Origin of the sequence: Flavobacterium sp. (assembly GCF_029242675.1) — a bacterium.
GTDB lineage: Bacteria > Bacteroidota > Bacteroidia > Flavobacteriales > Flavobacteriaceae > Flavobacterium.
This window is the reverse complement of record NZ_JAQWTM010000129.1, coordinates 1-10,495: the sequence shown is the minus strand read 5'-3', so window position 1 is coordinate 10,495 and position 10,495 is coordinate 1. Positions and strand designations below refer to the sequence as shown.

General features: G+C 34.2%; 10 protein-coding genes. 8 read left to right on the top strand and 2 right to left on the bottom strand.

The window, feature by feature from the left end; translation table 11 throughout:
- The 8 genes from coaBC to P8M54_RS05085 all read left to right on the top strand — a co-directional run.
- The coding region (gene coaBC / locus P8M54_RS05120; protein ID WP_300285882.1) for a bifunctional phosphopantothenoylcysteine decarboxylase/phosphopantothenate--cysteine ligase CoaBC at positions 1 to 786 on the top strand (786 nt) is incomplete at its 5' end.
- Positions 779 to 1,663, top strand: a complete 885-nt coding sequence (locus P8M54_RS05115; protein ID WP_300285879.1) for a DUF4835 family protein — start codon at positions 779 to 781, stop codon at positions 1,661 to 1,663. The genes coaBC and P8M54_RS05115, both read left to right, overlap by 8 nt.
- Positions 1,664 to 1,716: 53 nt before the next feature.
- Positions 1,717 to 3,369, top strand: coding sequence for a DNA repair protein RecN (gene recN, locus P8M54_RS05110; protein WP_300285877.1), 1,653 nt, complete (start codon positions 1,717 to 1,719; stop codon positions 3,367 to 3,369).
- An 86-nt stretch (positions 3,370 to 3,455) separates the two neighbouring features.
- Entirely contained in the window at positions 3,456 to 4,646 is a 1,191-nt protein-coding gene (gene fabV, locus P8M54_RS05105; RefSeq protein ID WP_300285875.1) for an enoyl-ACP reductase FabV, read from the top strand.
- Positions 4,647 to 4,781: 135 nt separating this feature from the next.
- Positions 4,782 to 5,780, top strand: coding sequence for a glycosyltransferase (locus tag P8M54_RS05100; RefSeq protein WP_300285873.1), 999 nt, complete (start codon positions 4,782 to 4,784; stop codon positions 5,778 to 5,780).
- Entirely contained in the window at positions 5,781 to 6,374 is a 594-nt protein-coding gene (gene coaE / locus P8M54_RS05095; protein WP_300285871.1) for a dephospho-CoA kinase, read from the top strand.
- A 62-nt stretch (positions 6,375 to 6,436) separates the two neighbouring features.
- Entirely contained in the window at positions 6,437 to 8,020 is a 1,584-nt protein-coding gene (locus P8M54_RS05090) for a HAMP domain-containing sensor histidine kinase (RefSeq protein WP_300285869.1), read from the top strand.
- A 3-nt stretch (positions 8,021 to 8,023) separates the two neighbouring features.
- Entirely contained in the window at positions 8,024 to 8,734 is a 711-nt protein-coding gene (locus P8M54_RS05085) for a response regulator transcription factor (protein WP_300285867.1), read from the top strand.
- Positions 8,735 to 8,793: 59 nt separating this feature from the next.
- On the opposite strand, the gene P8M54_RS05080 is transcribed toward P8M54_RS05085, so the two are convergent.
- Both P8M54_RS05080 and miaA read right to left on the bottom strand, forming a co-directional pair.
- A complete protein-coding gene (locus P8M54_RS05080; protein WP_300285865.1) occupies positions 8,794 to 9,531 on the bottom strand; it encodes an acyl-ACP thioesterase domain-containing protein in 738 nt (245 codons plus the stop codon).
- A gap of 50 nt (positions 9,532 to 9,581) precedes the next feature.
- The coding region (gene miaA, locus P8M54_RS05075; RefSeq protein ID WP_300285863.1) for a tRNA (adenosine(37)-N6)-dimethylallyltransferase MiaA at positions 9,582 to 10,495 on the bottom strand (914 nt) is incomplete at its 5' end.

Genomic DNA, 10,495 nt, shown 5'->3' with positions numbered 1-10,495 from the left:
GCACTCAAAAAGTTCGGCAACACGATTATTCCTGCTGAAAGCGGTGAGCTAGCTAGTGGATTATCTGGTCAAGGTCGTATGGCAGAGCCAGAGCATATAATCGCTTTCCTGGAAGCCGATTTAGAAAGTAAACTGCCCTTAAAAGGAAAAAAAATACTAATTACTGCTGGTCCTACATACGAAGCGATAGATCCTGTACGTTTTATAGGAAATCATTCTTCGGGTAAAATGGGATTTGATATAGCAAAAAGTGCTGCTAACCTTGGCGCTACCGTTTTTTTAGTATCAGGTCCAACACATTGCAAAGCAGTGCACTCCTCGATTAAAGTAATTCCGGTGGTTTCAGCACAAGAAATGTATGATGCTTGTCATCAGTATTTTGAAGGTGTAGATGTTGCGATCGCAGCAGCAGCCGTTGCTGATTATAAACCTAAAATAGTGGCGCAACAAAAGATAAAAAAAGCAGCTGCTAATTTTACAATTGAACTGGATAAAACCAAAGATATTCTGCTTTCATTAGGAAAACTTAAAAAACAACAGTTTTTAATAGGGTTTGCCTTGGAGACTGAAAATGAAATTGACAATGCAAAGGCTAAAATCCAGAAAAAAAACTTAGATTTGATTGTTTTAAATTCGTTGCAGGATGAAGGTGCTGGATTTAAAACAGCAACCAACAAAGTTACTTTTATCGATAAAAATTTTAAAGTAGAACCCATGGTTCTTAAGTCGAAAGAAGCTGTAGCCGATGATATTATTAATAAAGTAATAGCCCATTTTAATGCGTAAGATCTGTATTGTTTTAGTTTTTTTGATTTTTGGGTTGGCACAATCACAACAGCTCAACTGCACCGTTTCGGTTAACGCAGAACGTTTACCCAATTCGAACCAACAAGTCTATCGAACTTTAGAGAATTCATTGAATGAATTTGTAAATAAAACAGATTGGACAGGGCAGGCTTTAAAGCAAAATGAAAAGATTAATTGCTCTATGTTTATTACTATATTGTCTAACAATGCAGACCAATTTACCGCAAGTATTCAAGTGCAATCGGCAAGACCTATTTTTAATTCTTCCTATTCTTCTCCGGTTTTAAATTTTAATGACAAGGACTTTTCCTTTAGTTATACTGAATTTGAAAACTTGATTTTTAGTCCAACGGCTTTTGAATCTAATTTAGTTTCAGTTTTATCATTTTATAGTTATTTGATTTTGGCTTTAGATGCCGATACATTTGAATTAGAAGCTGGAAGGAATAATTTTGAAATAGCGCAAAATATCGCCAATGTGGCGCAACAAAGTGGATCAAAGGGCTGGAGTCAAAACGATGGTAATCAAAACAGGTATTTTTTAATTAATGATATGTTGTCACCAACTTATTCAGCAATTCGTAAAACAATGTTTGAATACCATTCCGGTATGGATCTGATGACTAAGGATGTGAAAGCGTCTAAGGAAACCATTAAAACGGCAATTCTTGGCCTTGCTAAATTAAATGCTACGAAACCCAATGCTTTTTTGACTAGAACTTTTTTTGATGCCAAATCAGATGAAATAGTTTCTGTTTTTTCAGGTGGACCTAGTGTCACAATAGCTGATTTAGTTAATACTTTAAATACCATATCTCCTTTGAATTCGAGTAAATGGACAAATATTAAGTATTAAAACTTGATCTTCTTTTTTATACCAAATTAATTTTACTATTTAAACACTAATTAATGATAACTGCACTATCAATTAAAAACTATGCCTTGATTGAGAAATTAGCTATCGATTTCTCCCAAGGATTTTCTATTATTACAGGAGAAACTGGTGCCGGTAAATCGATAATTCTTGGAGCACTAGGTCTGGTTTTAGGAAAAAGAGCTGATTTATCTTCTTTGAAAAACAAAGAGGAAAAATGTATTATCGAAGCCCATTTTGATATTTCTAAATACAACTTGGCGCCATTTTTTGAAACTAATGATTTAGATTACGAAGAAGATACAATTATTAGAAGAGAAATTTTGCCTTCAGGTAAATCTCGTGCTTTTATTAATGATAGCCCAGTCAACCTTCAAGAGTTACAAGATTTAGGGACGTTTTTATTAGATATTCATTCGCAGCAGCAAACTAGAGAGTTGTCAGATGAAAGTGTTCAGTTTGATATTTTAGATGCTATTGTAAGTAATCATAGTCACATAGCAGCATTTCAAATGTTATTGCAATCCTATAAAGTAGATAAAAACAAACTCAATAATTTAATCAAGAAGCAATCCGAAGGTGCTAAAGAGCAAGAATACAATACTTTTTTACTTACTGAATTAAACGATGCAAAGCTCAAGGCAGGCGAACAGGAAGAGCTTGAAAGCGAGTTTGAGCAATTGAATAATGTTGAAATTATCAAAGAGGCCATTGATAAAGCGCTTGCAATCACTAATGATGAGCAAGTAGGAGTGGTGCAAAACTTAAAAGAGATCAAAACGACCATCCAAAAAATTGCTCCTTTTTCAACGGATTATCAAAACCTGTTGGAACGTGTAGTTAGTGTAACTATTGAGCTAGATGATATTTCGCAAGAATTCAATCGCTCTGCTGAAAAGCTCGTGAATGATCCTGAGCGATTGGCCTTAGCAAATCAAAAATTACAATTGATTTATACCTTGCAAAAAAAGCATCAAGTTGCAACTGTAGAAGAGTTACTGGAAGTGCAGGTTCGTTTATCTAATTCGGTTTCAGAATTAGGTACTATCGCGGTGGATATAGAATTATTGACAGTTGCTATCCAAGAAAAAATGACTGCTTTAGATGCATTGGCTCAAACAATACATGATAATAGAGCAATTGCAGTACCTTTATTATCCAATCAGCTGATTGCTATTTTAGATACTTTAGGAATGCCCAATGTTCGTTTTGATATTCAAGTTCGCTCGACTGCTACCTATTTTAATAATGGTAAAGACGAGCTCCAATTTTTGTTTTCGGCTAATAAGGGAACCGATTTTGGTTTGCTGAAAAAAGTAGCCTCTGGCGGGGAAATGTCACGTATTATGCTTGCTGTCAAAGCAATTTTGGCTAAGTATTCTAAGTTGCCTACTTTAATCTTTGATGAAATAGATACGGGAGTGTCTGGAGAAATTGCAATTAAAATGGGAGAAATAATGAAAGAGATGAGTAGTACCATGCAAATTTTTGCAATTACCCATTTGCCACAAATTGCTGCAAAGGGGAATGTTCATTTTAAAGTTTCCAAATCTACCGTGGGTGACGACACGCAATCAGAGTTAAAAATATTATCAGCAGAAGAAAGGATTGTAGAAATTGCACAGATGCTGTCTGGAACAGTCATTTCTGATTCTGCTCTAAATCACGCCAAAGCCTTGCTGAACTAGAATTTTGGGTTATATTTGTGAATACAATGCATAAAACATACAAGTGGACAAGCCAAAAATAAAATAATTGAATAAATAGTATAGAAATGATCATAGAACCAAGAATGAGAGGATTTATTTGTTTGACATCACACCCTGATGGATGCGAGCAAAATGTAAAAAATCAAATTAAATACGTACAATCAAAAGGAGCTATTGCAGGTGGTAAAAAAGTTCTTGTTATCGGAGCTTCTACAGGTTTTGGTTTAGCTTCAAGAATATCAAGTGCTTTCGGATCTGATGCAGCTACAATTGGTGTTTTTTTCGAAAAACCACCAACTGAAGGAAGAACAGCTTCTCCAGGATGGTACAATTCAGCAGCTTTTGAAGAAGAAGCACATAAAGCAGGTTTGTATGCTAAGAGTGTTAATGGTGACGCCTTTTCTGACGAAGTTAAAAAGCAAACTTTAGATATTATCAAGGCTGATTTAGGTCAAGTAGATTTAATTATATACAGTTTGGCATCTCCAGTACGTTTGGATCCTAAAACAGGAGTTTTACACCGTTCGGTTTTGAAACCTATTGGTGATACGTTTACAAATAAAACAGTTGATTTCCATAGCGGAAAGGTATCAGAGATTTCGATTGAGCCTTGTAGTGGTGATGATATTGAGAACACCGTTAAAGTGATGGGTGGCGAAGATTGGGAAATGTGGATCGATGCTTTAAAAGCAGAAAACTTATTAGCTCCTGGAGCAACAACGGTTGCTTATTCTTATATTGGACCATCGTTAACAGAGGCAGTTTATAGAAAAGGAACAATTGGTAGAGCAAAAGACCATCTTGAAGCTACTGCTTTTACCATTACAGATAGTTTGTCTTCTATTGGAGGAAAGGCTTATGTGTCGGTAAACAAAGCTTTGGTTACACAAGCTAGTTCTGCAATTCCTGTAATTCCATTGTATATCTCACTTTTGTATAAAATAATGAAGGAAGAAGGTATCCATGAAGGCTGCATTGAGCAAATTCAACGTTTATACCAACAAAGGTTGTATACAGGAGCTGCAGTTCCAGTAGACGACAAAGGTAGAATTCGTATTGATGACTGGGAAATGAGAGCGGATGTACAAGAAAAAGTAGCTAAATTATGGTTAGAAGCTACTACAGAAAACATTACGGATATTTCTGATTTAGAAGGATACCGCACTGATTTTCATAACTTATTTGGATTTGGTTTTGACGGAGTAGATTACAAAGCAGAAGCAAACGAAATGGTACAGGTACAAAGCATCGTTTAATGCGGTAAGTATTTATAAAAGCACGCTGATTTTAAAATGTTGTATAGCATTTCATAATCAGGGTGCTTTGTCTTTTATTCTTAATATTAAGTTTTACGTAATTACTTTTGTTTAATTAACACCTTTTTGATAGCCATGTTTTTTTCTTTAATCATTCCTGTTTACAACCGTCCTGAGGAGCTAGCTGAGTTATTAGAAAGTCTTTCAAAATCCAACTATTCTAAAAATTTTGAAGTGGTAATCGTCGAAGACGGCTCTAGTTTAAAATGTGATACCGTCGTTGCACAATATGAATCAAAATTAACTATTTCCTATTTTTATAAAGCAAATTCGGGTCCTGGAGATTCTAGAAACTTCGGAATGAAACATGCTAAGGGAGATTATTTTATAATTTTCGATTCGGATTGTATTATACCACCTAATTATTTAGTCGAAGTAGAGCAATCCTTAAATAGTCAGTATGTGGACTGTTTTGGTGGTCCCGATAAGGCACTAGATAGCTTTTCAGATATTCAAAAAGCCATTAATTTTGCGATGACTTCTTTCCTTACCACCGGCGGAATTCGTGGCGGTTCTGAAAAAATTGATAAGTTTCAGCCGAGGAGTTTTAATATGGGGATTTCTCGTGCCGCTTTTGAAACTTCAAAAGGGTTTGGGAATATACATCCGGGGGAAGACCCCGACCTTTCTATACGACTTTGGAATTTAGGTTTTGAAACCAAACTCATTCCTTCTGCGTATGTATATCATAAGAGGAGAATTGATTGGGACAAGTTTGCAGTCCAGGTTAATAAATTTGGAAAAGCAAGACCGATACTGAATAGTTGGTATCCACAGCATAACAAACTAACGTTTTTCTTTCCTTCTTTATTTATTTTGGGTTTTGGTTTAGCTGTCTTACTCTTGGTGTTTACACTGGACTATTTATTAAAAATGTATTTTATATATTTTTTGGTCTTGTTTTTAGTGTCGTCATTTCAAAATAAAAGTATAAAAATTGGGTATCTGTCAATTATTGCGGTTTGGAAGCAGTTTTTTGGTTACGGAACCGGATTTATAGAGTCTTATTTGAAAGTGATTGTTTTTAAACAAAAGCCTGAAGAAGCGTTTCCTGAATTATTTTTTAAGAGATAAATGGCAAAGCTGATAGGATTAACAGGAGGTATTGGTAGCGGTAAAACAACCATCGCTAAGTTCTTTGCAGAAAAAGGGATTTCGATTTACATTGCTGACCACGAAGCGAAGCAGTTGATGGAAAGTAAAACAGTGCAGGAAAAGGTAAAATCCGTTTTTGGTCAAGAGGTTTTTACTAACGGTCGATTAGATAGACCTAAGCTAGCTGCTATCGTATTTAACGATCCAGAAAAACTAAAGAAACTAAATGAAATTGTTCACCCTGTTGTTCGAACTCATTTTAAAAATTGGGTGAATGAACATCAAAATGAAGAGTTGCTTATTTATGAATCAGCAATTTTATTTGAGAGTGGTCATTATAAAGATTTTGATTGTATTATTACAGTTACAGCTCCGCTCGAGTCAAGAATAGCAAGGGTTTTGAAGCGAGACGAAACGAATAGAGCAGAAATTGAAAGACGAATAAACGCGCAATGGACTGATTCCGAACGTATTGTTAAGAGTGATTTTGAAATCGAAAATATGGATTTAAAAGAGGCAAGGGATAAAGTAAGTGATATTCTTAAAATTTTGAAGATTAAACAAAAGGAATAGTAGATGTTAATGTTTGGTTAATAGATTATCATCCATACTGTTAAAATGTTAATTTTGAGGCGATGAACAAACTTTTTTTTAGATTACTGATTGTGTTGATGAGCTTATCGCTCATAGGGATTATACTTGTACAAGTTTATTGGTTCAATTCTTCATTCAAAAATAACGATGAACAGTTCAAGTTTCACGTTACCTCGGTGATTGATAACGTAGCTGAAAAATTACAAAAACAAGAGGCGTATAGTTTTTACGACAGGTACAATCATATCAAGGATAGTACTGGTAAGATTCCGAAGAAAGAAGATTTGATGGAATTTTATTATGTTCAGAAAAACCCGAGAACCAATAAGACGATTGTGTACTCTTCCGGAATTGTAGCAGAAGATTATAACATATCACCAACGCTCTTTGATAGAAAGTTTAGTAGCGAGAGATTTAAAAACTTTAGTGCTAAACGTACAACAGAAGTATATAACAATAATGGTATTGATAAATCGTCATTACAACAAACAGTTATTCCTGATGTAAAAATTGAAAAGTCGGGGAATTTAGACATTTTAGATAATGCACAATTTGAGATTTTTTTCAAAGATATTGCTTCGGCAATGCCTTTGCAAGAGCGAGTATCTAATCAGACGTTGCAAAAACTAATTAAAAAAGACTTAGAAGAGCACGGTGTAAAAACGAAATTTGAATTTGCTATTTATAACAACGGAATCGCAACCAAAATAAAGTCAAACGAATTTAAGTACGACAAAGAAGCGACGTATTCTATTCCTGTTTTCACAGATAATGAAGGAAACGAGAAATATAAGTTGCTAGTTACCTTTCCGCAGAAGAAGAAGTTTTTACTATCAGAGTTGGTAAGTATAACTGTTTTGTCAATTGTTTTTACGTTGATTATTATTATTACCTATTCTAGCGCTTTAAATCAGCTAATTCGTCAACGACAAATTTCTGAAATTAAAACCGATTTCATCAATAATATGACGCACGAGTTCAAAACGCCAATTGCTACTATTAATTTAGCATTAGACGCCATTAAAAACCCGAAAATCATTGAAGATAAAGATAAGGTCTTTAAATATTTGCAGATGATTCGCGACGAAAACAAGCGAATGCATGCCCAAGTTGAAAATGTGTTGCGAATTTCTAAGCTGGAAAAGAAAGAGCTAGATATCGAAAAAGAATCTAGTAATGTCGAAGAGGTTATTGAAGATGCTATTGAGCACGTTAACTTAATTTTAGAAGACAGACAAGGAAAAATTACTACCAATTTTGATGCTTTGCGAAAAACGGTTTTAATTAATGAAGTTCATTTTACCAATGTGTTGGTTAATATTTTAGAAAACGCGATTAAGTACTCTCCTGATTTACCAGAGATTGATATTTATACCGAAAATATTAAGGACATGATCCTTATCAAAGTTAAAGACAAAGGATTAGGAATGAGTAAGATTGCTCAAAAGAGAGTTTTTGAGAAATTTTATAGAGAACATACAGGAGATTTACACAATGTAAAAGGACATGGTTTAGGTTTAGCGTATGTGAAAAGAATTGTAGAAGACCACAATGGTCAAGTTTATGTAGAAAGCGAAAAAGGGAAAGGAAGTACCTTCATAATAAAAATGCCACTAATAAATTAGTATATGGAAAATATAAATAAAAAAATTCTTTTAGTTGAGGATGATCTTAATTTTGGAGCAGTTCTAAAAGATTATTTAATGCTAAACGACTTTGAAGTAGTTTTAGCTAAGAATGGAATGGAAGGTTTTGAGAAATTTAAGAAAGACACTTATGATTTGTGCATTCTTGACGTAATGATGCCTTACAAAGATGGATACACTTTAGCTAAAGAAATTAGAGAGAAAAATAGCGAAGTGCCTATTATCTTTTTAACGGCTAAATCAATGAAAGAGGATGTTTTAAAAGGATACAAAGCTGGTGCTGATGATTATTTAAACAAGCCTTTTGACTCTGAAGTTTTATTAATGAAAATCAAAGCGATTATTCAAAGAAAATCTTCAGATATTAAAGCAGAACAAATTCAATTTGAATTTAATTTAGGTAAATTTCATTTGAACTCTAAATTAAGATTCTTGAGTTTTAATGGTGAAGAACCAATCAAACTATCTCCTAAAGAGAATGAATTGTTGAAAATGCTTATTCTTCATGAAAATGATTTAATGCCGAGAGAATTGGCTTTAACTAAAATTTGGAGAGATGATAATTACTTTACATCAAGAAGTATGGATGTTTACATCGCTAAATTAAGAAAGTATCTTAAACTAGATGAAGATGTGGAAATTCTTAATATTCACGGTGAAGGTTTTAGACTTGTCGTAAAAAACAGATCCTAATTAGACATAAAAAAACAGCTTTAGAAAATTCTAAAGCTGTTTTTTTATCTAGCTATTCCTTACCAGTTTAGTTGTAAAGCGAAACAGGTTTTATCCTCTTTAGTGATACTAAAAATGGTAGAGTCAGTAGACTCATTTTCGTGAATAATAACTCGGTCTTGAATGGATAGTTCTTTTAAGAAATTCATTTCAAAACTTTTTATTTTTTGCTCCAGCAAAAGATTTGAATCTACAAGATCCAGGCACCATTCTAAATATTTGACATTATTTACATGATTTACAATATCTAAATCAGAAAGATTGACTTGACGTTCAAATAATAATTCTTTTTCAGTACTACAGTTTATCTTAGAGAAACCTTCGTTAGTTGCTCTTAATTCAGGATAGAGTTCAAAATGGTCGTAAGGAAGTCCAAGTGCTTCAGGACGTCTTTTTTGGGTATTAAAAACAGCCCAAAAGGTTTCGCAACCAATTGTTTTTTTGCCGTTTACATACATTTCTAATGCCCTTACAGATCTCGAATTTTCGAGTGTGTTGATCCAAGTTTTAACGGTTACGATATCACGCCATTTTGGTAGGGCTTGCACTTCGACACGCATTCTACTCAAAACCCAAGCTTGGTCGAATTCCTGCATATCCGAAAAACTAATGCCTCCTACATCAGAATGTGCTGCAGCAGTTAATTGTAAAATATTACATAAATCAGTGTATTTAAGATAGCCACTAGGCAAACATTGGGTAAAATTTATTTCCCAATCCTTACTGAAAATAGAGCTAAAATTTGGACTTATTGTCATTGAATTATTTTTAAAGTATTAGAGTGATACTAACTGTCAAGTTAATTATTTTATTGTGTTTTGCTCGTGATGTAAGCAATGATGGTAGGAATTGGAGTTTGAAAATCAAACCACTTCGTATTTTCATCCCGCTTGAACCAAGTAAGTTGGCGTTTGGCGAAGCGACGGGTGTTTTTCTTGATTTCTTCAATAGCGAATTCTAAAGTTATCTCTCGATCAAAGTAACTGAAGAGTTCTCTATAACCTACCGTTTGTAGTGCATTTAGTTTACGTTGCGGATATAATTTTTTTGCTTCTTGCAGCAAACCTTCATTCATCATGAGGTCTACCCGTTGGTTGATACGCTCGTACATCAGTTTTCGATCAGCTTCTAAACTAATGAGTATTGGCGTAAAATTGCGCTCATTAGTCTTTTGATTTAGAAAACTAGAGTAGGGTTGTCCTGATCCGATGCAAACTTCGACAAATCGCATCATGCGCTGCGGGTTCATTAGCGTTTGCGGATTTTCAAGAGTTATCTTTTCGAAATAAACGGGATCAAGATTTTGCAATTGTTGTTGCAAATAATTGATACCTAGTTTTTCATATTGTGCTGTTACCGTTTCTCTAATTGCAGCAGGTATTTCAGGAAATGTATCGAAACCTTTTAAGACTGCATTGACGTATAAGCCTGATCCGCCTACTAGGATCACGTAGTCATTGGTTTGAAATAATTTTTCAATTGTTGCGACAGCTTCTTTTTCATAATCGCCTACGGTGTACTGCTCTTCTATCGACTTATTTTGGATAAAATGATGTTTTGCTGCATTTAACTCCGCTTGAGTAGGAACAGCTGTTCCTATTGTCATTTCTTTAAAAAATTGACGGCTGTCACACGATACAATTTCGCATTGGTAATGGTTAGCCAGCAGAATACTAAGAGAAGTTTTCCCGATAGCTGTAGGTCCGATAATAGTGATTAGGT